This is a genomic window from Acinetobacter nosocomialis (assembly GCF_041021905.1).
Taxonomy (GTDB): Bacteria; Pseudomonadota; Gammaproteobacteria; order Pseudomonadales; family Moraxellaceae; genus Acinetobacter; species Acinetobacter nosocomialis.
This window is the reverse complement of sequence record NZ_CP157432.1, coordinates 2959534-2985151: the sequence shown is the minus strand read 5'-3', so window position 1 is coordinate 2985151 and position 25618 is coordinate 2959534. Positions and strand designations below refer to the sequence as shown.

Below are 25618 nucleotides of genomic sequence, written 5' to 3'. Positions count from 1 at the left end.
AAATAATGAACTATTAAATACTTATGCTTTTAACTTTAAAGTGTATTGTTAAATTTTTTCCTAAGAAAATTTTCATATATCAATAGATGCTTAAATAACCAAATATTTATAAAGTTATATGAACAAAATGACCGGATAGACCGATCAAAATATCTTGAGAAATTCTGATTCCTGTGACAAAGTACGCACAAAGGATGCGATTGCAAAAGTGGACACTTTGCAATATTGACAAAGAAAAATGAAAAAAATAGGTAAGGAGAAGGGTATGCTCAAACGGAGCATTGCTTTTGCATTATTGGCTGCTGCTGGGCACGCTTATTCTGCTGATATTCAAGTGACAAGTTTAGCTGATGAAGATAAAGATGATACGGTATGTACGCTTAGGGAAGCTGTACAGTTCCTAAATTATCGTGGCTCATCTAATGCAGCTGACGTTGAAAAATATGCAAATGGGTATCATGGTTGTGGAAATAAAGATGCTTCATCAAATATTATTTTACAGCGCGATCAAGAATATAGCTTAAATAGCAGAATAACGATTACAGCTCCCCTTACAATTAGTACAGTAAAAAATGATTCTACATTAGTTGATACTGATCAGCCTGGTTCTCATAATGCAACTATCAAAATGGTCGGTACAGATCAATTATTTAAAATTGATGATGGTAGCGTTGAAAAAGCTTCTTTTGCTGTGACCTTAAGTGATCTTAACTTACAAGGTGCAGGCGCAAACTCTAATGTTTTAACAGGTGGTTTAATTTTAAACCATGAAAAATTGACTATTCAAAACTCTCGATTGATTGGTGGATATGCCAATCAGGGTGGGGCGATTTACAATCAAGGATTGTTATCGAAAACAGGTCAAACAGCTGGCTTTGTAACTATCATAAATAGTTTGATTCAAAATAATAAAGCAACCCAAGGCGGCGTCATTTACAGCGAACAGCCTTTATATTTAGTGACCCAATCTGTAGTCCGAGATAATGAAGTTTCTTCTGCAGATGGTGCCTTATTTTATGGCGCAACAAAATTTGATGATGAAAGTACTGGTGGATACTTAAATGTACGTGCCATAGGCTTTAGTAATAGTACCTTTTTCCATAATAAAGTTGGTTTTATTGCAAACATTAAAGATGGAATGTTTGTTAATAATATTACAATGATTAAAAATGCAGCAGGTTTATTTTTAGATGCTCCTCAAGGAAATGCTTCTGTTTCTAACAGTATTTTAGTCGGTAATGGGGTTAACTGTACTCCAAATACAAATGATCAAACTGTTGTCCAAAGTAACTTAGTGACCACTGACTGTAATCGGAATGCTTCTGCAAAGCTGCCTAATATACTTTTGCCTACGAGTGAAAAGTTAATTGCGGGTGATAGTGATGAAGGCATATGTGATGTAACCGCTAAAGACGGCTTGTTATGTCCATTTAATACACCAAAAGATAGTTTCCTTGGCTTTTTTAAACCACGATTACTTGAGAGCTATAACACTTTAGCTGACTCCTTAATTATTAATAAAGGACGTTTATATAGTGATGGCTCATCAATTGGTTTAGCGAGTTGTGAGAAACTTGATCAACGTGGAAAAAATCGTAGTGGTTATGATGAGTTATGTGATTTAGGGGCAATTGAATATATTTTAAATAATGAAATCGCAACAGTAGGGCAAGATATTAAATATGGACAAGTTGCAAAATTTAATATTTTAAATTCTTTAAGTGAAGCAGATTTGGTCACACCAGCTACATGTAAGCGTTTATTTGGTGACCGTCCCGATGGAAAAGAATGGCAACCAGGTTGTCTAAAAATAAAACAAAGTACTGATACGCCAGTCTCTAAAGGTAGTGTAACCATAGACCAAAATGGAAACGTGGTTTATACGCCAAATGGAAACTGGCATGGTGCAGACATTTTTAGTATTCAAGTCGTTACGAGTGTATCAAGATTTAATGATGGAACCGATTTCCAATATGTCTCGATTCCAGCAACCGTAGTCCAAGAACCTGTATCTGGTATTGAAGATAAGTCTGTTAGTACCGGTGGTGGGGGAAGTGTCGGTGGTGGATTAATTTTAGGATTATTCGGATTAATTGCATTGCGCCGTTTCAAGTCATAATCAGGGATGAGGACTATGAAAAACTATAAAAAAGCAGTATTAGCATTAGCTGTGCTAGCGGCTATGCCACTTTTTGCTGATACAGCAAATCAAAGAATCGAAGTAACAACTTTTGCAGATGAAGATGGTGAAAACCCTAATGCATGTTCGTTAAGGGAAGCCATAAAAGTTGCTGAAACACGAAGATCTGATTATGGATGTACAGTCTATAACACTTCTAAAAGTCAGGTAATCCAATTAAAAGCAGGAACTTATACATTAAACAAAGAATTGGTTCCAAATGCAGATATTGCGATTTATGGATATGGTGAAAAAGATCAAGATAAAAATTGGGCAGAAAAAAGTGTTTTAACCAATGATTATCCAGCATTACAATCGTTACAGACGAGAATTAATGCTGCTGGTAAGTCACGTATCTTTAATACAGCAGTAAATAAACAACCTTTATTTCTTCAAAATATTATTTTGGAAAATGGTTCAGCAACAGACTTTGGTGGTGCTATTTATGCAGGTGGTAATGTTACCTTATTAAATAGTCAAATCTTGAACTCACAAGCATCTAAAGGTGGTGCTATTTTCCTCGGTGGCGATAATGTTAATTTGTCTGCAACTCACTCTTTGATTCAAGGTAATAATGCAACATCTGGAAGTGTACTTTCAATGAGTTGTTGGAATGGCACAGCCTATACAAAACGGGAAGTAACATTTACCTCTTCTAGTGTTATGAGTAATGGTTCAAATAGTTCTAATAATACTTTTGAGTTTTGCGGAGAGCCGAAAGCAACCTTTACAATTAATACAATAGCTAAAAATATTGCAAATACAGTAAATGGTAGTATTTTGAAATTTACTGGTGATGCTACTCCTAACGGTACTCCTAATCCTTCAACCATACTTAGCGCTAACAGTAGTTTAACCTTAAAAAATAATACTATTGTTGAAAATAATGCTTATACCACGTTTTTATATGACACATTAGGAAGTAAAGAATTAAGATTTAATTTAATCGGTTATAACCCGGGAACCTATGCCTGTCATTATTTTATAGGGCCAGCCACTGATTTAAAAAATGCTGGTTTCATACTATCTTTTAATGCATTAAATTTGACGAATGATGCTGGAAAATGTGATCTACCAACGGAAGCTCTTACGTCTACACATCGAACTGTTGATATAGCAGGCCAGTCTTTTGACTCATTATTAGAACCTTTACATTCAGCTGGGCCAGAGACTGGTTTTTTACCAATTTATTATCCTAAAAATAATATAGGTGGTAAGAATCTAGTAGATGTAGACCCAGAGGGTAAAGACTCATGTACTTCTATCGACCAGCGCGGACTTTCACGCCTTGCCGATAGTAAATTATATTATCAACCAAATGGTCGTAATAGCTGTGATATTGGTTCGATTGAACTAATGAAACTGACCGCTGGAGATATAAAAGGTTTAGGTAATACGTCACTTACAGATCTGCTTGCAAAATATCAATCTCAATATGATACGGTTCAGAAGAATATCTTGAATCCAGATTATGCATATTTATTAAATGTATTAAAAATCGATTCAGCAAATTACAAGAACCTTCTTGATCAAACTAAAGCAAATGCAAAATATCGAGCAATTTATATCGACTTAAAGGCAAATGGTTTACCTTTACCAAATGAAGATAGTAGTCATTTATTAAAGTTCTTTAATACATCTGATTATAATATTAATCTTGAAACTGTCGGTACAGGATTGATCGACGATAAAGTTACAAACATTAAAAAGGATGATGGACTTTTTTGTGAATGGAATGATGCTTTACAGCAAATTATATTCTATCGTTCAGATGATATTATTACCCAAGCAGGCGATTATAACTATTGTAAATATACAATTAGCAGTAAAGATGGCACTACTCAATCATCTGGGTTATTAGAAGCCCGATTTGATAATATCCCACCAGTTGCTGGTGATGGAACTGTAACTTTTAAATATTTAGCAAATGAAGTCATTCCTTTGAATTTATTACAGTATGCGAATGATGATGGAGATGGTCCTACAAGTACACTTAAGACAAAGCCAAATAAACCTAAATTTTGGGTGAATGATCAGGGTGTAGAGTTACCGATTTATATACCAAGTAAAACTTCAAAGGATGGTATTTTCAAGGTAGTCAAAGCAGATCGAGAAGGGCCATGTCCTAAAGATGATAGCGGTAATACTTGCTATGGTGGTAACATCTATATTCAAGCGAGTAACGTATTTAACACCTTCAATGATACATTGACTTACTATGTTTATGATGCAGATGGAACTATTTCAGCTAAAGCAGGAACGATTAATTTAGTAAGTACAGCAACTACAACAGATGATTCTCGAAGTGGAGGTGGAGGAAGTATTGGAATTTTCTCTCTTGCTTCCTTACTAAGTTTAATTGCCTATAGACGTTACCGTAAATAAGCATAAATAAAAAAGCCTCCATAGGAGGCTTTTTTATTACTTGTTATATTTTTGAATAGCACATTATTAAAAAAACAGTTTTTAGTGCTCTAAATATTTGTTGATATATTCTTCACGTATAGCGGTTCTTTCATCAGCACTTGCTTTGAGCATGCGTTGACGTAAATCATTACGTTCTTGTGTACTCATTTTTTGCCAAGCTTCACGCATTTTCTGTTTTTCTGCATCTGGAAGTTGGTTGAACCAATCCATACGTTGTTGCAGATTAGCACTTTGGTTTGCTGGTAATTCTTTCAAGCTTTGATAGCGTTTAATTACTGCTCGTTGTTCTTCTTCAGACAAAGCATTCCAAGTATCATCTACTTGAGTATTGGCATCTTTAGAAAAAATCCAGAAACGTTCAAAACCCGCAAAACTGGTTTGCAGGAAACTTAATGAACAAAGGATAAGTGCTAACTTTTTAGCTACCATGTTGAACTTTATCCTCACCCAACACCATCAGCATTTCTAAATCTTCTACCATTTGTGGTGATAATTTAGGATTTACAACCACTTGATTTTGTGGCTTATCCATCATATCTACCGAATTAGGCAAAATAACAAAACCAGTAATTGCTGCTGCAAGTGCAAAACCAGTCATTTTCCAGACACTATAAAAAGAGGCTGGTTTTTGCTGGATATGGTCAAGCACATGATTCATCACCACTGTTTTATTTTTATGGTGATGGGCCAAACTATCGAGTTTAGACGTCACCTTTTTAGTGAAATCATCATGATTCATTAGAACCTCCCATGGGATTTAAATGCGCTAAGTACTCTCTAAGTCCCTGAATTGCTCGATGATAATGGGTTTTTACACTACCTTCAGTACAGTTCATAATTTGCGCTGTGGTGTGGGTATCGAAACCTTCCCAAGCACGTAACATGAAAGCTTGTTGTTGACGAACAGGTAGTTTTGCAATCGCTTCCTGAATTTCTTCTATGGTCACTGCTTGATCTAGAAAATCTGCTGGATTGATTGCTTTTTCATCGACAATATCAATGATTTCTTCATCATCATTGTCTAGACTAACTTTTTTGAAGAATGATAATGGATTTGCTCGACGAGCTTCTTTGCGGCGCCAATCCTGAAGTTTGTTGTTTAGAATGGTATAAAACAGCGGATACCATTCTTCAGTACTTCGATCGGCGTAAGACTTGTGTAAAGCAATAAATGCTTCTTGAACCAAGTCCATGGCAATGCCCTGTTGACCTTGGGTAGCACTTTCCATCATCACTAAAGCACGTCCAGTAACATCTTGCATAAAAACCTTTAGGCGTTGTTCAGCCGTGCTGGCATGAACACTAGATGCTTCCGATCGAGACTTTTTCGGTGCTAAATCCATGGAGATGGAAAATCCTGTCATTGGACGTACCCACCTTATCTTCAATATATCTCTTATATAACGTTGAAAAGAGGTGGGAGGTTGACAACAATCGGCTATTTTTTAGTAGTGTAAATGATTTTTTTCACAAATATGAGCGATGTAAAATAAATTAACGTTTTATTGGCGTTGGCGAACCATTTCAAAAAAACAAATTGATCCTGCAATTGCTACATTTAACGACTCTTGACCACCTGGTTGCGGTATCGTTACTGATTGTGCATGCTCTAAAGCGTAATCACTTGCGCCTTGTCCTTCGTTGCCTAAAATCCAAACACATGGTTTTGAAAGATCTTTTGAATAAAGACTAGTCGAGCGATGAGAGCTTGTAACGAAAACAGGAATATCGAATTTAGGAAGAATATCTGTCAATTGAAAGTTTTCAAAGCAAGACAGGCTAAAATGAGCCCCCATACCTGCTCTTAAAACACGTGGAGTCCAAAGTGAGGCAGAGCCTTGTGTACAAATAATTTGTTTAATATTCGCTGCTGCTGCAGACCGTAATAATGTACCTACGTTACCTGGGTCTTGTACATTTTCGAGAATTAGAGTGTCTACGTTATAGTCAATCGTTGATGCAGTTTTAGGCAAATCAATAATAGCTAAGCAAGGAAGGGTATTACCTAAGGTACTTAAGTCTTTATATAAAACTTCGCTAATAATAAAGACATGACCTTGGTGAAGTTCAATGATTTTCTTTAAATCGGGATGTTCTAAGGCTTGTTCAGTTGTAAACAAAGAAAAGAGTTTTTTCTGTTGTTGTAACCAAGCTAGGCAAAGGTGAGTACCTTCAAGAACCGTTTGTTGATGCTTTTTTCGGGCGCTATTGAGTTCAATTAAACCACGCAAATGTTTAATTTTTGCATTGTCTTTTGATTCTAAAAAAATAACCGCCATAAGGATATATCCAAAAGGGCGTCATCATACTATATGACGCCCTCTATAATTTAATTATTAATGATAGCTTGTTACGCGTTCAACTTCGTTTTTAGAACCGATAATTACCGGAACACGTTGGTGAAGCTCTGTTGGTTCAATATCTAAAATACGAACACGGCCTGTAGTTGATGAACCACCTGCTTGTTCAATGAGCATACTCATTGGGTTAGCTTCATACATTAGACGTAAACGACCAGCTTTTTTCGGGTCTTTTAAGTCATATGGATAAAGGAAGATACCACCACGGCATAAAATACGGTGAATATCACCCACCATACATGCTACCCAACGCATATTGAAATCTTTTTCACGTACAGATGTTTTACCTGCAAGTAACTCTTCAATATATTGTTTTACTGGTTGTTCCCAATGACGCTGGTTAGATGCGTTAATTGCAAATTCTTGAGTATCTGCTGATACTTGAACATTCTCTGTAGTAAGTAAGAATGTTTGAGTTTCTGGATCTAAAGTAAAGAAAGCTACACCATTTCCAACTGTTAAAGCCATCATTGTTGATGGGCCATATAATACATAACCAGCAGCGACTTGTTGAGTACCTGCTTGCATGAAATCTTGCGCTTGTGTAACTGCATTTTTTGCAGGAAGAATCGAGAAGATTGTTCCTACGCACATGTTGATATCAATGTTACTTGAACCATCTAATGGGTCGAATAGTACCAAGTATTTGCCGTTTTCTTGCGCAGGTGTAAAATCATCAAGTTCTTCAGACGCAAGACCACCTACGTGAGGATGAACTTTTAAAGCATCAATTAAATAGTCATTAGAAATCACATCAAGTTTTTTCTGTGTTTCACCTTGAACATTTTCATTACCTGCACTACCTAAAATTCCAGCCAATGCACCTTTTTGTAGGGCTTGGTCAATGGTTTTACAAGTCGTCGCAATCGTGTCGATAACTTGGGCCAACTCAGGTGTAAGGTTCCCTTTTTCTTGTTGTAAAAATTGGGACAATGTGAGGTTGGACATAAAAAAACGCTCCTGTGCGCAAGCATCAAAATGAGTCAAATAAATACGTGGCATATTCTAGATGAGAATGCCGGAAAATAAAAATTATCTTACTTTATTTGTGTTGCATTTATGCTTACAAGCCCCATTTTACGTGGTATGTTGTTTGCATAGCAAAGGAATGTATATTTAGGAGAATCGAAATGACAACTAAGAAGTTTGATGCGACCCCAACGGCAGGTGAACCAATCAATTTAGAAGAAATTTCGAAAGAAAGTGTTCAGGAGGCTTGGAAAGATTATGAAGCAAAACCTGAATATAAAGCTTTTAATAAGCACGATTTGATTGAGTCAATGCAACATTCAGAAGAAGAGGACAATAAATCTTCTTAAATTAAGAATGCAAAAATAAACGCCCATATTTGGGCGTTTATTTTTTTAGATGTTTTATTTTAATAGGGGAGGAACCGCTTCATAGTTAATTTCAACACGGCGGTTTTCTTTCCATGCTGATTCGTCATGTCCTGGATTAACTGGTGCTTCTTTACCATAACTTACCGCTTCAAGTTGCTGTGGATTTACACCACTTGTAATAAGGTAACTTTGAACGGCTTTTGCACGACGTTCACCTAAAGCCATGTTGTATTCACGCGTACCGCGCTCATCTGTATGACCAGTTAATGCAACTTTTGAGTTTGCATTGGCCATGAGGAATTGAGCATGGGCTTGAAGAGTTTGATAGTCTTCAGCAGATAAATCACTACTGTCGTAATCGAAGTGAACAACACGTTTAGCTAAAGCAGCTTTATTTGCCTCAGTTACACCTTTTGATGAAGCACCTGCCAAATTTTGGGCATTTAATGCAGCATCTTCACTTAAACCTGTGGTGTTTACGGTGCTTGGGTTTGTAGTACCAGCATTTGCAGTCGTTGCTGGTTTACGGCTCGCACAACCTGTCATGACAAGCGCTACACTAAGTAGAGGAAAAGCCAAATATTTGATTGATTTCATCATCATCTCCATCAATGGAAGAAAAAGTTATTTAGGTGCCCAGGCTGGTTCACGTACTTCACCTTGCTCACTCGGTAAATTCATACGGAAACGACCATCAGTGGACATGATAGACAGTAAACCACGGTTTCCTTCACGAGTTGCGTAAACCACCATTTGCCCATTTGGTGAGAAACTTGGTGATTCATCTAAACTGGTTGGGGTAAGAATATTGACAATGCCTGTATTAATATCTTGGATAGCAACTTTATAGTTACTGCCACTTGGTCGATGCACCAGTGCAATTTTTTTACCATCTGCACTTAAAGTGCCACGAGCATTAAACGACCCTTTAAATGTTAAACGTTTTACTGAGCCATCTCCAAAATCATAGCGATAAATTTGAGGAGAGCCTCCACGGTCAGATGTGAAAATAAAAGCTTTTCCATCTGGTGTATAACGTGCTTCTGTATCAATGCCTGAGTCATTTGTCATACGTTTGACTTGGCGAGTTGATAAATCCATTTGATAAATTTCAGGGTTACCATTCATCGATGCTGTAAATAGCATTGATTTGCCATCTGGTGAAAAGCTTGGTGCACCATTTAAGCCTTTAAAACTCGTAAGTACTTCACGTGTTCCAGTAGAGAGATCTTGTAAATAAATGGCTGGACGTTTAGTTTCAAAAGAAACATAAGCAATTTTTTTGGCGTCAGGAGTCCATGCCGGAGACAAAATCGGGTCACGTGAAGAGAGAACAGTTTTTGGTTGTTCACCATCTGTATCGGCGATTTGTAAGGTGTAACGTTCAGCAGGAGTGGCAGGATTACGTAATACATAAGCGATACGACCACTAAAATCACCTGGAATTCCGGTTAAGGCCTGATAAATAGCGTCACTTACCATATGCCCTGCTTGACGTATGCGTGAAGCAGGAACATTTAACAACTCATTCAGAAGATATTGCTGTTTTTGTACATCATAAAGTTGGTAATGGACTTCAAACCCGTCAGCTGTTTGCTTAATTTGTCCAGTAACAACATAAGGGATACCCGCAACTTGCCAATCAGATGCTTGAATCTGGTTAATAGCAGCATTTGCAGGTAAGTTTTTTGATGAACTCGTGAAACGTCCTGAGCGGTTCAAGTCAGTTTCAACAATAGGATAAAGTCCATTGTCGTTATTAAAAGGCACAATAGCGATTTTAGGCGCCTGATCAGGTGCTTTTGCAATCTCTAAATGTAATTGAGCAAAGGCAGCTGTTGGTGCAAGAGGACTTAATGCTGTAAGTAGCGTTAAGGCTAGAAGGTGTTTGCGGCTCGTTTTCATAGGTTTAAAGTCATTGAAGGTATTTTTTGTGACTGGTGATTTTGTAGCATAGTTACATGCTTCAAACTATTTAAAGCATGTAACTCTTACAAAATTATTGTGCTCTGAAAGTAGAGGTAACGCTTCGTGCTTCTCGTCTTGCATCAGGATCCGATGGCATTGGGTAGGGAGCAGATGCCTGAATTGCAGCTTTGATACTTGCATCCAATGCATCATCTCCACTTGACCGTGTAATAACAATCGAGCTAACACTACCTGAGTCAGACAGGGTAAATCTAACGCTAACAGTTTTACCACTGCTTCCTGTAGGAACATCCCAAGCACGACGAATTTTCTGCTCAAAATCACGTTTAGCTGAAGATGCAATTTTTTTAGCTTCACCTTTTTTCTGAGCAGCTTCTTCTTGAGCTTTTTTAGCAGATGCAGCTTTTTCTTCGGCCTCAATTTCGGCTTTACGTCTAGCATCTTCAGCTGCTTTTTGCTGTTTAGCTTTTGCATCAGCCTCAGCTTTGCGCTTAGCATCTTCAGCTGCTTTTTGTTGTTTGGCTTTTGCATCAGCCTCAGCTTTGCGCTTAGCATCTTCAGCTGCTTTTTGCTGTTTGGCTTTTGCATCAGCCTCAGCTTTGCGCTTAGCATCTTCAGCCGCTTTCTGCTTTTGGGCCTTCGCATCAGCTTCAGCTTTATGCTTAGCCTCTTCAGCCGCTTTCTGCTTTTGGGCTTTCGCATCAGCTTCAGCTTTACGCTTGGCTTCCTCAGCTACTTTCTGCTGTTTAACTTTCGCATCTTCAGCTGCTTTACGTTTAGCATCTTCCGCAGCTTTGCGGGCCTCATGTTTAGCTTTTGCCTCAGCTTCAGCTTTACGTTTTGCTTCTTGTTGTGCCTGAAGTTTTGCATTTTCTGCTTCACGTTTTAGTTTTGCGTCAGCCTCAGCTTTACGTTTGGCTTCCTCAGCAGCTTTGCGAGCTTCACTTTGTTCATGTTTAGTTTTTGCTTCAGCTTTACGCTTTTGTTCAGCCTCAACTTTTGCAGCTTTCGCTTCAGCTTGACGCTTAGCTTCAGCCTGCTGTTTTTGAGCTTCCTCTAAACGTTGTTGTTCCGCAGCTTGCTTCGCTTTAGCAGCTTCTTCAGCTTTACGTTTTTCCTCAGCTAATTTTGCTTGCTCAGCTTTTTGCTTTTGGGCAACCAGATGTTGTGCTGTTGGTGGAGGAGGTGGCACTGGTACTGCTGGAATATTTTGAGGAACATTTTCATCCACAATCGGACTTAAAACTTCTTCAGCCTGATTTTCTGCTGTGGTTTGTTGCTCAACTTCTTTTGCTAAAGGCGGTGGTAAATCTTCTGGCTTAACTAAAATAGTCGTCAGCTTTTTTGGCTGTTCAGGTGGTTTACTCAAGCCTAAAAAAAGCAAGCCGACAATAGCAATTGCATGAACTCCAAGTGTGAAGCCCAATGCAATTGCATTTTGTTTAAAAGGAGGCTTTTGATTTTTGTTCATAGCTTATTTTAAAGGCTCTGTCAGAAGGCCAACTTGCGTTAAACCTGCTTCTTGTAAACTTGCCATCAATGATACGACTTCGCCATAAGGACGAGATTTATCACCATTCACTAAAACCGTAAGCTGTTTGTTTTCTTGTTCAGCTTGCTTTTGTGCTTCACTTAAAACAGATTCAAGTTTTTCACGAGAAAGTGGTTCGTTATCTTTGTAGTCTTGATATTGAAGATAAATATTGCCGTCTTTACCAATGGTTACCATGGCTGGCATATCTTTGGATTCAATTGGACGATTATTTGCCTGCGGTAAATCAACTTTAATACCGCTAGTAATCATGGGAGCAGTCACCATGAAAATGACTAAAAGCACAAGCATTACATCGATATAAGGGACGACGTTCATGTCACTTTTTAATGGTTTTTTTATGCGCTCAAAGCGCCCTGAACGTTGAATAGCCATTATGCATCTTCCTGTGATGAACCCACAGATTGACGTTGCAATAAAGCAATCATTTCTTCGGCAAATAGTGCACGGTCAGAGTAGACGCTTTCACCTTTAGCCGTAAAGTGGTTAAAAGCTAATACCGCAGGAATTGCAGCAAATAAACCAATAGCAGTTGCAATAAGCGCTTCAGCAATACCCGGCGCAACTGTTGCTAAAGTCACTTGATCAACGGCAGCCAAACCGATAAAGGCATTCATGATTCCCCAAACTGTACCGAATAAACCGATATATGGAGCAACAGAACCGATACTTGCTAGAGTACCTAGGCCATATTCAAGAGTACCCTGATCACGACTTAAACCTACACGTAAAATACGCTCGGTGCCTTCGATCGTTTGAGAGGTAGACGCGTTACGCTTTTTAAGTTTGAAAAACTCACTCAGTCCTTGATAAAAGATATCCTCAAGGCCTGAGCGTTTTGAATTGAGTTGTGCGTTGTTATAGAGCGTATTAAGTTCAGCACCAGACCAGAACATTTTTTGGAAATGTTCATCACCTTGACGTGCTTTTTTATAACCCATATGTAACTTGGCAATTAAGTACCAACTAAAGATTGATGCTAACAATAAAATTAGCATGACCAATTGGACGACTGGACTTGCTTGTAAGATAAGGTCAGAAATATGCAGGGTTGATTCAATGTTTGTTGCCATAGTTACATATGCCGGTTGCTTTTTTTAGTCTTGTTCCAATTCTTTACGAATAAGATCACGTATTTCTTCAGGAAGGCGACGTGGCATCATTTCTTTACTTAAACATGCCAATTCAACCTCGCCAGAAGCAAGCAAGATTTCACCACGATAAATATTTTGTTGCAACACAAATGACGCAGCTTTACATGAAACTACACGTGCTGTAACAGTAATTAAGTCATCCATTAAAATAGGACGCATGTATTTCACATCAATTTTATGAACAACAAAGTTGTAATCTTTTTGACGCCAGTAATGGTCAACACCAGCAGCGCGGAGCCATTCTGTACGGGTACGTTCCATATAGCGAATGTGGTTGGCATGGTAAACAATACCACCTGCGTCCGTATCTTCGATATAAACACGAATGTTGAATTCAAAATGATTCGCCATGAGAGTATTCCGTTTTAGTTCACTATAGAGCTTTATATTTAAAATATGACTGCTGAATAAAACATCAGTTCTATCTCAAGTCATACATCTGCTTTTAAATACGGGGCAGTTTAGCAGATTGCATACTAAGTCCTATGGCACAACCTTTCAATTGCGATGGCTGTCTTTGTTGTCTAAAACCGTACCCTCTATGACGAGCATATTGTTAAGTTAAGACTGTTTCCAAGCAGCCTGAACTTGTTTAGCTATATTGGGATAATCTAATACAAATCTTATATGCAGCTCAGTTCCTGTTTTTAAGGCCTTATTATCTACAATAAAATAGGGGCTATGATTTGGTGCAGCTTGAGTTAAATCATGATTTTCTGGTGTTGCACCCAAGAAAATAAAAAATGAGGGCATTAATTTACCATAATAGGCAAAATCTTCACTTGCGCTTGCATTATGATCCAAAACATGAAGTTTTGAGTCTCCAACAACCTTGAGTAATGTGGGTTGAATAAGTTGAGTCAGTGCTTTGTCATTCATTGTTACGGGAGCATAGGGCGCAATTTCAACTTTGGCAGTCACATCATTGGCTTGAGCATTATGCTCTATCATGGCTGGTAAACTTTTTAAGATATTCGCCCGTATCTGTTCGTTATTAGAACGAATAGTCCCCACCATATTAACTTGTTCAGGAATTATATTTCCTGCTGTGCCACCCTGAATATTACCAATGCTCACTACACCCATACCTTTGGTGAGATCAGTCCTTCGGCTAATAAGGCTTTGTAAATTATTAATCATTTGTGCCGATGCATAAATTGGATCTCTACCTAACCAAGGGGTAGAGCCATGTACTTGCTTGCCGTTGACTTGGATACGTAAATGATCTGCACTATTTAAAATTGCACCGTCTTTATAATAAAGATGTCCACTTTGCATACCAGATATGACATGTATGCCAAAAATGGCTTCAGGTTTATAGTCTCTAAATGCTCCATCTGCGATCATTTTTCTTGAACCGATTTGATCACCTTGCGTGAAATTGTCTATATCTGCTCCACCTTCTTCAGCGGGTTGAAAAACAAAGACAACGGTACCTGATATTTTATCTTTATTGGCAGCCAGAATTTTTGCAGCCCCTAATAACATTGCAGTGTGCGCATCATGTCCACAAGCATGCATTACATAGGTTTCTTTACCTTGGTAAATTGCTTTTTGTTTACTTGCAAATGGCACACCACTTTTTTCTTCCATAGGTAGTGCATCCATATCGGCTCTAAGCGCAATAATAGGGCCGGGTTTATTTCCTTTTAAAATACCTACAACCCCTGTTTTGGCATAACCCGTTTTGACTTGAATGCCATAAGACTTTAATTCTTTTTGAACAAGTGCAGATGTTTTAAATTCCATATTGCCAAGTTCAGGATTTTGATGAATATGTTGTCTTAACTGAATGACCTGATTTTCATTTTGTTGTGCAGCATCTTTGATCCAATCTGCTAGGCTCAGTTGACTCATTAAGGCGAATGGCAGAAGTAAAGCGGCTTTTTTGTACATGTCCTTATCCTAAAAATATTATTGTTCATAAGATTTAATATCTAGATTTCTTATAATTCAGTTTTTAAAAATATTAAAAAATCAATAAGGTATAAATAAAGACTTAAAAGGTATAGAGTAATTAACTTATTGATAAGACAGTTGTTATTTGAGTTAAAAAGAATAGTTAAATTAAAAAAGGAAGAGAAAATTCTCTTCCTTTGATTAGTTTTTAGGCTCAGGGGGCGTCATTCCAAACTGTAAATAAGATTGGTTGGTTGCTATACGACCTCGTGCGGTACGCATGACATAACCTTGTTGAATTAAATAAGGTTCAATCACGTCTTCAAGTGTGCCGCTGTCTTCAGCCATGGCAGCTGCAAGCGCTTCAACTCCAGCAGGACCGCCATCAAAACGCTCGAGTAACATGCTCAAATAACGACGGTCTAGGGTATCTAGACCAGCTTTATCAACATTGAGCATATCAAGCGCACGTTGTGCCATTTCATGAGTCACTTCACCCGTACCTTTTACTTGTGCATAGTCTCGAACACGTCGTAATAAACGGTTGGCAATACGCGGAGTACCGCGTGAGCGACGAGCTACTTCTTCTGCACCTTCAACTGTAATTGGTACATCCATGAGGTTTGCAGAACGTGACACGATATGAGTTAGGTCTTCTACAGAGTAAAACTCAAGACGCTGCACAATACCAAAACGGTCGCGTAGAGGTGAGGTGAGTAAGCCGGCACGTGTGGTGGCAGCAACGAGCGTAAAAGGTGGTAAATCTAGTTTAATTGAACGAGCAGCAGGGCCTTCACCAATCATGATATCGAGTTGGTAATCTTCCATTGCCGGATACAGAATTTCTTCAATCACTGGAGAAAGACGGTGAATTTCATCAATAAATAGAACATCGCCTTCTTCAAGGTTGGTGAGCATTGCAGCCAAATCACCCGCACGCTCTAAAACAGGTCCTGAAGTGGATTTGAGATTGCCACCCATTTCACGCGCAATAATATTGGCAAGCGTGGTTTTTCCTAAGCCCGGTGGACCGAAAATCAGTGTGTGATCGAGTGCTTCACCACGACCACGAGCCGCACCGATGAAAATTTCCATTTGCTCGCGTACAACTGGCTGTCCAATATAATCGGCAAGTGAAGTCGGTCGAATAGCCCGATCAAAATGATCTTCAGGTTTTTCTGTTCCACTGATTAGACGGTCTTGCATAAGTGTATTTACTTCATCATTGATTTAAGAGCAGCACGAATAATATCGGCTGATTCAGTGTAATCGGCTTTAACCGCAGCTACAGCTTTTTGTGCTTCAAGTGGTTTATAACCTAAAGATTGCAGCGCAGCTTCTGCTTCAGCAACTGGAGAGTTCGCAGCAAATTGAATTTGAGGCATGGTAGCCACAGTTGAAGTGCCTTGAGCCAAGGTTTTGAAACGGTCACGTAGTTCAATCATTAAACGTTCAGCCGTTTTTTTACCTACGCCCGGAACTTTAACCAAAGTGTTTACATCGTCATGTTCAATTGTGTGTACTAGCAATTCAACACTTAAAGTAGAGAGAATACCTAATGCCATTTTCGGGCCAACACCATTTACTTTTAATAAGGTGCGGAAAATTGTTTTCTCTTGAGCATCACTAAAACCATAAAGCTGCTGAGCATCTTCACGGACGACCAAATGTGTCCATAGCGTAACTTTCTGGCCTTTTTGTAATTGGCAAAATGTTGAAAGTGGCGTATCAATTTCATAGCCCACACCATTTACATTCAGTAAGACAGTTGGGGCTTCTAAGGCAAACACTTCGCCAATTAAACATCCGATCATTGAATCTTTCACTTATTTGTTAATGGTTGAATAGTAGATGCCATTTGTTCTAAACGCAAAATGGCTTTTAAAATTTCCTTTCGATTTCGTGTGGATTTTATCCATGCAGGTAGACGCGAAAAGTAACTGCTATTACCAGTCTGTTTCGTTCGTTCTCTTAGATTAGCTTCAACAAACATTTTTAATTCTTTTAAATGTGTAGGGTTATAAACGTATATATCTCCATGCCTACTTGAAGTTTTCAAATAAAGTTCAAGTCCATAATTTGTATAACCAAATTTTTGGTCTAAAACAAAATCTACATTATATTTTTCAAATTTTGAAAAATTTTGGCATAAATGACATTTAGCTTGAATATACGGAGGATATGCTCCGGAATTATTCAGCTTTTGATTTGCTTTGAGCCATGACCCCCCACAACTGTGACAACGCTGATAAGTTGTGGCGTAAAAATGGCCATTGTGACGACTCGATATTGAACTATCTTCAGCTTTAATTTGATAACAACAATTTAAACAACTAAAAGAAAAAGTTCCGTGATAAGGCGCATTTACTAGTGACAAAGGACTGTCATATTTCAAGATACTCAGATAAGAACATTTAGGACATTTGACCCACTGATCTGAATACATAAAAGATGATGGATAAAGCCCTCTATCAACATGTCGACTTATCATTAAAACAGACCTATTTTATTACCTTGTAGCTCTTGCGCCAAGCTATAAGCCTGATGATCTGAAAACTTACTAATAATATCGAGTACCTGCATGATATTGTTATAGTGGTTGTTGCTAAAGCGAGCACCGTATAAATGGAGAATAGACATTAAACGTTGCTCTTTAAAGCTTAAAGATTTATGCGGCATGGTTAATGGTACAAATGCATCAAGAATAGTTTGCAAACTTTGGTGAGCAATAATTTCTAAACCAGACTTTTGTGGATGTTCAAATATTTTTTCACGTGCCAGATTTTTGGCTGTTTCAATTCCTTTAGCAATATCAGGTGAGCAGTATTGTAAAAGGCTACCTTGAAGCTGACCCGTAATAATTTCATACTGATGCTTGGCAAAAGCTGTTGTGACTTCATCAACCAAACGTTTCATAACACGGCCACGTAATGCCGAGATTTTTTGTTGCCATGTGCTGCTTGGAAGTGATAGCTCTTCAGGTTGACCATAATCTGCAATTAAGTTGAGAAAAATCGGCTCAACCTCTTGGTAACTCAGCATATTTAGAATAATGCCATCTTCTAAGTCGATGAGGGCATAGCAAATATCATCAGCAGCTTCTAACAAATAGGTAAGTGGATGGCGGCAGTAGTGATATTCACCTAATTGAATGAGACCAAGCTGTTCAGCAATTTGCTTTAAAATTTCTTTTTCAGATTGATAACAACCAAACTTCGCCCGTTGGTGAGAGGGACGATCGCCTTGGGAAGCAATTGTTTTTGAAAGCCAAGGATATTTTAAATAAGCGCCTAAGGTCGCGTAAGTTAAACGCATACCTCCATCATCTGGGTGGTAGTCAATACGGGTTAATAAACGTAAACCTTGAGCATTGCCTTCAAACTGACGAACATCGGCTTCTTCTTCGGGCGTCAATTTTTTTAGAAAATCATTATGTGAGGCATCGTCAAACCATTCACGAATCGCATACTCGCCGGCATGACCGAAGGGTGGGTTGCCAATATCATGAGCAAGGCAGGCTGCTTGAATGATTGCACCGACATCGGCAGGAGAAATCCAAACGGGCAATTCATCTTTTATTTTTTCGGCTGCCAGCATGCCCATGGAACGGCCAATACAGGAAACCTCAAGGGAGTGAGTTAAACGGGTATGGATACCGTCATGCTGTGCTAGAGGGTGAACTTGAGTTTTACGGTTTAACTGACGAAAACTTTGCGAGAATATAATGCGGTCATAATCTTTATGAAATGGGCTACGAGCCAACTCTGTACTGCTTTTTTTACTGCCTAAACGAACTGCAGAAAGCAGTTCTAACCAACGCATTTGTTCCATTTATCATTATTCAAAACTATAAAGCCTGATCATGCCAAAAAAAACTTAAAAGCACTAGCGTGGTGCGACATAGTTTGTCTTAGTTCAGGTTTTATTATGTTATTGAATAAACATGAAACAATTTATTTTGAGTGAGAATGATTAAAAAAATGATTTTGAACAAAAAACACGTCACTTCTTGCAGAATTAGGTTACAGAATACTGATTCTACATCTAGCTGATTTTAGCAAGACACAGTAGAATATGCGCTCTCTCTAAAGTCACATTGCGGTAAGGTTCACAAGACCTGCCCGTGGAGCCAAAATCAACATGTTTATCGTGGCCGGTGCAGCAGCACATTCTTCTTTTAAGAAAGCTCAACTATTAACACGTTTATCGTCAATTAGTTCTGTTCAATCTTTTGACAGCCAATGGGTCTATTTGTTTGATCAAGCGCTCAACGAGCAGCAACATCAATCTGCTTTGCAATTATTAAATGACGGTGAGTCTTTTGAACTTCGTCAACCTGCAAGTGATGAGATTCAGATTTTAGTGACACCACGTGTGGGTACTATTTCACCTTGGTCTTCTAAAGCAACTGATATCTTCAAGAACTGTAATACACCAGTTCACCGTTTAGAACGTGGTCTTTTATTTACGTTAAAAGGTGTTTCTGAAATTTCTAATGAAGTAAAACAAGTACTTCATGACCGTATGACTGAAACTGTTTTTGCACAAATTGAAGATGCAAAAGCACTATTTTCAGAAACAGCACCAAAACCTTTAAATTCAATTGATATTTTAGGTCAAGGTAAAGAAGCATTAGTAAAAGCCAACAACGAATTTGGTTTTGCTTTATCTGAACAAGAAATTGATTATTTAACAGAAACATTTACTCGACTTGGTCGTAACCCAAATGACATCGAGTTAATGATGTTTGCACAAGCAAACTCTGAACATTGTCGTCATAAAATCTTTGGTTCTGAATGGACAATTGATGGTGAAAAACAACCATTATCATTGTTCCAAATGATTAAAAACACCTATAAAGAATCTCCAACTGACGTGTTATCAGCATATAAAGATAACGCTTCTGTAATTGTTGGTTATGACACGATGCGTTTTTATCCGAAAGCAGATGAAAACGGTCATTTTGTTTACAAATATAAGAGCCAAGCTGCTCATATTTTAATGAAGGTTGAAACGCACAACCACCCAACAGCAATTTCTCCATTTGCTGGTGCAGCAACAGGTTCAGGCGGTGAAATCCGTGATGAAGGTGCAACTGGTCGTGGTGGTAAACCGAAAGCAGGTTTAACAGGCTTTACAGTTTCTAACTTAAATATTCCTGGTTTTGAACAACCTTGGGAAGAAAACTACGGTAAACCTTCACGTATGGCATCGCCATTACAAATTATGATTGAAGGTCCATTAGGTGGCGCGGCATTTAACAATGAATTTGGCCGTCCTGCATTAAATGGTTATTTCCGTACTTTCGAACAAAATGTAAATGGTGAAGTGAAGGGCTTTCATAAGCCAATCATGATCGCTGGTGGTTACGGTAACATTCGTCCTGACCATGTAGAAAAAGATGCGATTCAACCGGGTGACCTGCTCATTGTATTGGGTGGTCCTGCGATGTTAATCGGTCTTGGTGGTGGTGCAGCCTCTTCTGTAGATAGCGGCACAATGGGTGAAAGCCTTGATTTCGCATCTGTACAACGTGAAAACCCAGAAATGGAACGCCGTTGTCAAGAAGTGATTGATACATGCTGGCGTTTAGAAGACTTCAACCCAATCGTATCTATTCATGACGTAGGTGCAGGTGGTTTATCAAATGCAATGCCTGAGCTTGTAAACGACCACGAGTTAGGTGCAGTTCTTAACCTTCGTAAGATTCCTTCATTAGAGCCGGGCATGAGCCCAATGGAAATCTGGTCAAATGAAGCACAAGAGCGTTATGTTCTTGCAATTCGTCCAGAGTCTTTAGAACAGTTCGAATCAATCTGTGCTCGTGAACGTTGTCCGTTTGCCGTGTTAGGTGAAGCAACTGAAGCTCGTCACTTAACTGTTGAAGATCCATTGTTCCAAAACAACGCAGTTGATATCCCAATGCAAGTGATGCTTGGTGGTACACCGCGTATGCAACGTTCTTATGAAACAATTGAACGTAAAGGTAACGAATTTGACGCTTCAAAAGTTGATTTGAAAGATGCCATTTTCCGTGTATTGAAAAATCCTACAGTTGCGTCTAAGTCATTCTTAATTACTATTGGTGACCGTTCAATTACAGGTATGGTTGCACGTGACCAAATGGTTGGTCGTTGGCAGATTCCTGTTGCAGATGCAGCAGTAACGACTACAAGCCTACAAGGCTTCACTGGTGAAGCAATGGCAATGGGTGAACGTCCACCAGTTGCATTGTTAAATCCAGCAGCGTCTGCTCGCTTGGCTGTTGCTGAAGCAATTACCAATATTGCATGTGCAAATATTGAACAAATTAGCGATATCAAACTTTCAGCAAACTGGATGGCTGCTGCTGGTCAAAAAGGTGAAGACCAAGCATTGTTTGAAGGTGTGAAAGCGATTGGTATGGAAATGTGTCCAGCTTTAGGAATTGCGATTCCTGTAGGTAAAGACTCACTTTCAATGCGTACGACTTGGAATGATAACGGTGAAGATAAAGCTGTAACCTCTCCAATGACTGGTGTAATTACTGCATTTGCTCCAGTAGCTGATGTTCGTAAGACTTTAACGCCTGAACTTAAGAATTTAGAAGATTCAGTACTTGTACGTATTGATTTATCTAAAGGTCAGTTCCGTTTAGGTGGTTCGATTCTTGCGCAAGTATATAAAGCAATTGGTTCAGTCACTCCAGATGTTGATAGTTTTGATGATTTCAAAGCGTTCTTTGCTTTAATTCAAGACTGGAATAACCGTGGCTTGATTCAAGCTTACCACGACATCGGTGATGGTGGTTTACTTGCAACTGTAGCTGAAATGATGTTTGCTTCACGTTTAGGTGTAGCATTAGAGAACCAAACTACTGCGGGCTTATTTGCAGAAGAAATTGGTGCCGTGGTTCAAATCAAAGCGGCTGATTGGGAAGCTTTACAAGCAGAAGTTGCTGCTTCTAGCTTAAAAGATGCAATTGCTGTAGTTGGTCGTGTAAATAACACCGATCAATTATCTGTAAATGGCTTAACACTAGAGCGTGCAGAGTTACAACAGGCTTGGTCTGAAGTCTCTCATCAGATCCAACGTTTACGTGATAACGTTGAAACTGCTGATCAAGAATTTGCTTTAATTACTGATAAATCACATCAAGGTTTAATTGCAAAACCTACATTTGATTTAAATGAACCTATTGAAGCGCCGTTTATTAATAGCCGTCGTCCTAATATGGCAATCTTGCGTGAGCAGGGTGTAAACGGTCATATTGAAATGGCAGCAGCTTTCGACAAAGTTGGTTTCAATACCGTTGACGTACACATGAGTGATTTACTTGCTGGTCGTGTAAGCCTAAGTGATTTCGAAGGTTTGGTAACTTGTGGTGGTTTCTCTTACGGTGACGTAATGGGTGCAGGCGGTGGCTGGGCAAAATCAGTTTTATTCAATGCAAAATTACGTGATCAGTTTGAACAATTCTTCCACCGTGAAGGTACGTTTAGCTTAGGTATCTGTAATGGTTGCCAAATGTTGTCACAATTAGCACCGCTTATTCCGGGTGCTGAACACTGGCCACGTTTCCACCGTAATATGTCAGAAGTTTTTGAAGCGCGTAGCGTAAACGTTCGTGTTGAAAAATCTGTTTCTGTATTACTAGATGGTATGGAAGGTTCGATTTTACCGATTGCTGTAGCACATGGTGAAGGCCGTGCAGTTGCTAGCGAAGCTGATATTGCAAGCTTAAATGCAGCGAATCAAGTTGCATTGCGTTATGTTGATAGTCACGGTAACCCGACTCAACATTATCCATTGAACCCGAACGGTTCGCCGGAAGCGATTACTGGTGTAACATCTAAAGACGGTCGTGCAACGATTATGATGCCGCACCCAGAGCGTACTTTCCGTGCTATCCAGCATTCTTGGAGTCCAGAAGAGTGGACTGAAGACGGTGCTTGGTTACGTATGTTCCGTAACGCACGTAAGTTTATTGGATAATATAAAAATTGAAATAAGCCACCGTCAGGTGGCTTATTTGTATGTAGTACAATGTGAATAAAATAAATAGTAGAGAAGAAAAATGAATTCAAAAATCCATTTCCGTGAGTTTGCACTTCTGATGGCATTACTCATGTCTATTGTTTCTTTTTCGATAGATGCAGTTTTACCTGCCTTAGGTGAGATTGGACGAGTTTTTGACTTAAAAAATAATAATCAGACACAGTGGGTCATCATTGGTATTTTTTCCGGTATGACAATAGGTCAGCTTATAGCGGGACCGCTATCCGATGCAATCGGCCGTAAGCGCATTTTATTTACCGGTATCATCATTTACTTTTTGGGAAGTTTATTGTGCTTTACCACACAAAGTTTTGAATGGTTTTTAGTAGGACGCTTCATTCAAGGTATTGGGGTTTCTGGGCCTTATGTTGCTTCTATTTCAATTGTTAGAGATAAATACAGCGGTGCTCAAATGGCCCGTATCATGTCTTTAATCATGATGGTCTTTATGGTTGCACCTGCGATTGCACCAAGTCTGGGGCAGCTTATTATTCATTTCTTTGGTTGGCGTGATATTTTTGTTTTATACATGGCGTATGCACTAGTCGTTGGGGCATGGGTCGCTCTACGATTAGAAGAGACACTACTTCCTGAAAACCGTTTACCTATGCGTTTACAAGCATTTCAAGAGGGCTTTAAAGAAGTAGTGAGTAATAAAACCACCATGAGCTATTTGCTATGTGCGGGCTTTTGTTTTGGTGGATTTATTGGTTACTTAGGAACTTCTCAGCAAATTTTTATGCAGCAGTTTGGTAAAACTGGGCAAGAATTTAGTGCTTATTTTGCTGTGCTTGCTGGTGTAATGGGCATTGCTTCATTTACCAATTCTAAAATTGTCATGAAATTTGGTATGCGTCCAATCTGTATTTATGGATTTCTCGGTCTTTGCTTAATTTCAGTCATTTTCTTAGGGATTCAACTTATAGGTGTGACTGTAGCATTTTGGATGTTCATGCTTTATGCCTGCATTCTGTTCTTATTATTTGGAACTCTATTTGGTAATTTAAATGCGATTGCAATGGAGCCAATGGGGCATGTTGCCGGCATGGCATCGGCTATTATTGGTGCAGCGTCCTCCGTTTTGTCACTTATTCTTGCCGCTATTATTGGGCAATTATATAACGGCACATTAATTCCAATGACTTGCGGTTTTGTCATTTTATGTGGTTTAGCATTTATGATGACCGTATATGAGAAGAGGCAGTTAAAGATTGTAGATAATGCAAATCTTTGATTAATTATGATAAAAGTTTTATTTCTATATTATTGTCTTTAGATAAATGAAGAAAAGATTATTAGATACAGCAACTGTATTACTAGATAAGTTTGTTAATCGTTATCATGATTGTGAGGGTTTTTGGGCAATCGGTGTTTTGTATACACATTGTTTTTCACTAGGTGAGTTTTCCTTAACATTTGATCTATTAAATCGTAACTCTTTCATAAATGATGAATTTTTGAAGCAAGTAAATAATAAATTCTCGAGCTATCTAGATGATTATTTAGCAATTCATAAGAAAAAAAGAGAGGATTTGATTGAGGCCGTCATAAAAATTGCATTTGATAAAGATCATAAAATATCAGCAGGTACTTTATATGGTGATTATTTCCAGGTTAGAGTAATTCTTGTTGATTCATATACAAGAACTTTTTCAAGATACAATGATGGATATTGTGTGGCTCATACTCATTGGATAAAGCAAAGAAATTATATAGATTCATTACCAATAGAAGATCATCCACTCATAGGGAATTATAATTTCTCATTAAATCTATCTCCAAAATCTTTAGAGATTACAGATGTGTTATTTAATATTCCTAAAGTTCTATAATCCATCAGCTCGTGGTGAAAGCCAATCTTGATACTTATTTATTAACTCATTCCTTTTGGCGTCATTAAAGATGATAAGATCAATGCCACCATCATATGGAGCAATAATTATATTTTGCTCAAAAGAAATCATAAAGGCTCGAACCTCATCGTTGGCGATCTTTTTTAATAAATCATTGTGTTGATTTTTTTTCCAAATTTCATTGATGGAGTACGGTCTATAGAAATGATCTTCTTCGTCATCATCATAATATTCGGGATTAGCTTGTGTTAGATTTATTTCTTTTTCTGGATGAAATTCGTATTTGAGCCTTAAAGTTGGATCATATATTTTATTATTATCGCTTTGGCTGAAATAATGACCGGTAACAATAAAAATAGAAGCATTAGAATCGAAACAGTCATCAATAATTTGATTATGACGATTTAATAATAATTCATATTCTGCAGGTGTATCTGCATATCTTTTTGATTCTGGAAGGCTATGAATTCGGAACCAAAATTGTGAAAAATATTGTCGAAAATAATGTGAAATTGGAAGTTTATTGGGATAAAAAAACTTCCATTGATTTATGAATGAATTAGTCATTTTCTTTTTAGCCTAAATATTTGTTAACATGTTATTTGATAAGTTACACAAAAAACAATTTAATAAGAAAAATATTTCGATGGATAAGGGAAATTTATATTAAATTATACTTTAAGGAAGTTGGTTCAATTTTTGCTTTCTCTGTAACAACGATAAAAATCGGAGATCAAAATGATGAAAAACAAAAATCATATAAGAACGATGTACACAAGAGATAAAGGTTTGCGCTTATTTGGTTTGGCGCTTGCCATACAAGTACTTTTTATTGCAGCAAATTATTTATTAATGATGAGCTGACTTTGATTCGGGCTCTTCTTAAAG

The 25618-nt window shown here is 38.2% G+C and carries 24 protein-coding genes; 7 read left to right on the top strand and 17 right to left on the bottom strand.

What is annotated here, in order from left to right; all coding sequences use genetic code 11:
- The first annotated feature begins 265 nt into the window (after positions 1-265).
- Both rbtA and ABLC00_RS13935 read left to right on the top strand, forming a co-directional pair.
- Positions 266-2119, top strand: coding sequence for a rhombotarget A (gene rbtA / locus ABLC00_RS13940; protein ID WP_006581839.1), 1854 nt, complete (start codon positions 266-268; stop codon positions 2117-2119).
- A 15-nt stretch (positions 2120-2134) separates the two neighbouring features.
- The gene (locus tag ABLC00_RS13935) at positions 2135-4564 is read left to right on the top strand and encodes a CSLREA domain-containing protein (protein WP_004885749.1); all 2430 of its coding nucleotides are present in this window, start codon (positions 2135-2137) and stop codon (positions 4562-4564) included.
- An 81-nt stretch (positions 4565-4645) separates the two neighbouring features.
- On the opposite strand, the gene ABLC00_RS13930 is transcribed toward ABLC00_RS13935, so the two are convergent.
- The 5 genes from ABLC00_RS13930 to ABLC00_RS13910 all read right to left on the bottom strand — a co-directional run bounded on the left by ABLC00_RS13930 (position 4646) and on the right by ABLC00_RS13910 (position 7914).
- A complete protein-coding gene (locus tag ABLC00_RS13930; RefSeq protein ID WP_002052406.1) occupies positions 4646-5035 on the bottom strand; it encodes a DUF3106 domain-containing protein in 390 nt (129 codons plus the stop codon).
- Positions 5025-5345 carry a hypothetical protein gene (locus tag ABLC00_RS13925; protein ID WP_002052599.1) on the bottom strand — a complete coding sequence of 107 codons (321 nt, stop codon included), beginning with the start codon at positions 5343-5345 and terminating at the stop codon, positions 5025-5027. Before ABLC00_RS13925 ends, ABLC00_RS13930 begins: the two co-directional genes overlap by 11 nt.
- Complete coding sequence (locus tag ABLC00_RS13920) at positions 5335-5949, bottom strand: RNA polymerase sigma factor (protein WP_004885751.1); 615 nt, start codon at positions 5947-5949, stop codon at positions 5335-5337. Before ABLC00_RS13920 ends, ABLC00_RS13925 begins: the two co-directional genes overlap by 11 nt.
- 159 nt (positions 5950-6108) lie before the next feature.
- Entirely contained in the window at positions 6109-6885 is a 777-nt protein-coding gene (locus tag ABLC00_RS13915) for an RNA methyltransferase (RefSeq protein ID WP_004885756.1), read from the bottom strand.
- 57 nt (positions 6886-6942) lie between these two features.
- On the bottom strand, positions 6943-7914 hold the full coding sequence (locus ABLC00_RS13910; protein ID WP_004707484.1) for a class 1 fructose-bisphosphatase: 972 nt from the start codon (positions 7912-7914) through the stop codon (positions 6943-6945).
- 182 nt (positions 7915-8096) lie between these two features.
- Here ABLC00_RS13910 and ABLC00_RS13905 point away from each other — a divergent pair, with 182 nt between their 5' ends.
- The gene (locus ABLC00_RS13905; RefSeq protein WP_004707487.1) at positions 8097-8285 is read left to right on the top strand and encodes an NF038105 family protein; all 189 of its coding nucleotides are present in this window, start codon (positions 8097-8099) and stop codon (positions 8283-8285) included.
- A 54-nt stretch (positions 8286-8339) separates the two neighbouring features.
- On the opposite strand, the gene pal is transcribed toward ABLC00_RS13905, so the two are convergent.
- The 11 genes from pal to ABLC00_RS13850 form a co-directional block, all read right to left on the bottom strand.
- A complete protein-coding gene (pal, locus tag ABLC00_RS13900) occupies positions 8340-8903 on the bottom strand; it encodes a peptidoglycan-associated lipoprotein Pal (RefSeq protein WP_002052670.1) in 564 nt (187 codons plus the stop codon).
- 27 nt (positions 8904-8930) lie between these two features.
- A complete protein-coding gene (gene tolB, locus ABLC00_RS13895; protein ID WP_004885760.1) occupies positions 8931-10211 on the bottom strand; it encodes a Tol-Pal system beta propeller repeat protein TolB in 1281 nt (426 codons plus the stop codon).
- 94 nt (positions 10212-10305) lie between these two features.
- Positions 10306-11706 (bottom strand): cell envelope integrity protein TolA, encoded by a 1401-nt coding sequence (gene tolA / locus ABLC00_RS13890; RefSeq protein ID WP_033846095.1) that lies wholly within the window; start codon positions 11704-11706, stop codon positions 10306-10308.
- A 3-nt stretch (positions 11707-11709) separates the two neighbouring features.
- Positions 11710-12162, bottom strand: coding sequence for a protein TolR (tolR, locus tag ABLC00_RS13885; protein ID WP_002052868.1), 453 nt, complete (start codon positions 12160-12162; stop codon positions 11710-11712).
- Positions 12162-12860, bottom strand: a complete 699-nt coding sequence (gene tolQ / locus ABLC00_RS13880; RefSeq protein WP_002052880.1) for a protein TolQ — start codon at positions 12858-12860, stop codon at positions 12162-12164. Before tolQ ends, tolR begins: the two co-directional genes overlap by 1 nt.
- Before the next feature lie 24 nt (positions 12861-12884).
- Positions 12885-13292, bottom strand: coding sequence for a tol-pal system-associated acyl-CoA thioesterase (ybgC, locus tag ABLC00_RS13875; RefSeq protein ID WP_002052673.1), 408 nt, complete (start codon positions 13290-13292; stop codon positions 12885-12887).
- A 210-nt stretch (positions 13293-13502) separates the two neighbouring features.
- Positions 13503-14837 carry a M20 family metallopeptidase gene (locus ABLC00_RS13870; RefSeq protein ID WP_004885765.1) on the bottom strand — a complete coding sequence of 445 codons (1335 nt, stop codon included), beginning with the start codon at positions 14835-14837 and terminating at the stop codon, positions 13503-13505.
- Positions 14838-15041: 204 nt separating this feature from the next.
- Complete coding sequence (gene ruvB / locus ABLC00_RS13865) at positions 15042-16046, bottom strand: Holliday junction branch migration DNA helicase RuvB (protein ID WP_002052424.1); 1005 nt, start codon at positions 16044-16046, stop codon at positions 15042-15044.
- An 8-nt stretch (positions 16047-16054) separates the two neighbouring features.
- Positions 16055-16654, bottom strand: coding sequence for a Holliday junction branch migration protein RuvA (gene ruvA, locus ABLC00_RS13860; protein ID WP_004707498.1), 600 nt, complete (start codon positions 16652-16654; stop codon positions 16055-16057).
- Between the two features lie 8 nt (positions 16655-16662).
- Entirely contained in the window at positions 16663-17331 is a 669-nt protein-coding gene (locus ABLC00_RS13855) for a hypothetical protein (protein ID WP_004885766.1), read from the bottom strand.
- Entirely contained in the window at positions 17331-18671 is a 1341-nt protein-coding gene (locus ABLC00_RS13850; protein WP_004885767.1) for a deoxyguanosinetriphosphate triphosphohydrolase, read from the bottom strand. The genes ABLC00_RS13855 and ABLC00_RS13850 overlap by 1 nt, the downstream gene beginning before the upstream one ends.
- Positions 18672-18980: 309 nt before the next feature.
- Between ABLC00_RS13850 and purL the strand changes: the two genes are divergently transcribed.
- The 3 genes from purL (at position 18981) to ABLC00_RS13835 (ending at position 24709) form a co-directional block, all read left to right on the top strand.
- Positions 18981-22814: a phosphoribosylformylglycinamidine synthase gene (purL, locus tag ABLC00_RS13845; RefSeq protein WP_033846094.1), complete on the top strand. Its 3834-nt coding sequence runs from the start codon at positions 18981-18983 to the stop codon at positions 22812-22814.
- A gap of 82 nt (positions 22815-22896) precedes the next feature.
- On the top strand, positions 22897-24111 hold the full coding sequence (locus tag ABLC00_RS13840) for a multidrug effflux MFS transporter (protein ID WP_033846093.1): 1215 nt from the start codon (positions 22897-22899) through the stop codon (positions 24109-24111).
- 46 nt (positions 24112-24157) lie between these two features.
- Complete coding sequence (locus ABLC00_RS13835; RefSeq protein ID WP_017398136.1) at positions 24158-24709, top strand: hypothetical protein; 552 nt, start codon at positions 24158-24160, stop codon at positions 24707-24709.
- Here ABLC00_RS13835 and ABLC00_RS13830 read toward each other — a convergent pair.
- Complete coding sequence (locus ABLC00_RS13830) at positions 24704-25297, bottom strand: hypothetical protein (RefSeq protein WP_033846091.1); 594 nt, start codon at positions 25295-25297, stop codon at positions 24704-24706. The two genes, ABLC00_RS13835 and ABLC00_RS13830, sit on opposite strands and share 6 nt — an antisense overlap.
- A 171-nt stretch (positions 25298-25468) precedes the next feature.
- Here ABLC00_RS13830 and ABLC00_RS13825 point away from each other — a divergent pair, with 171 nt between their 5' ends.
- A complete protein-coding gene (locus tag ABLC00_RS13825; RefSeq protein WP_033846090.1) occupies positions 25469-25594 on the top strand; it encodes a KGW motif small protein in 126 nt (41 codons plus the stop codon).
- Positions 25595-25618 lie beyond the last annotated feature (24 nt).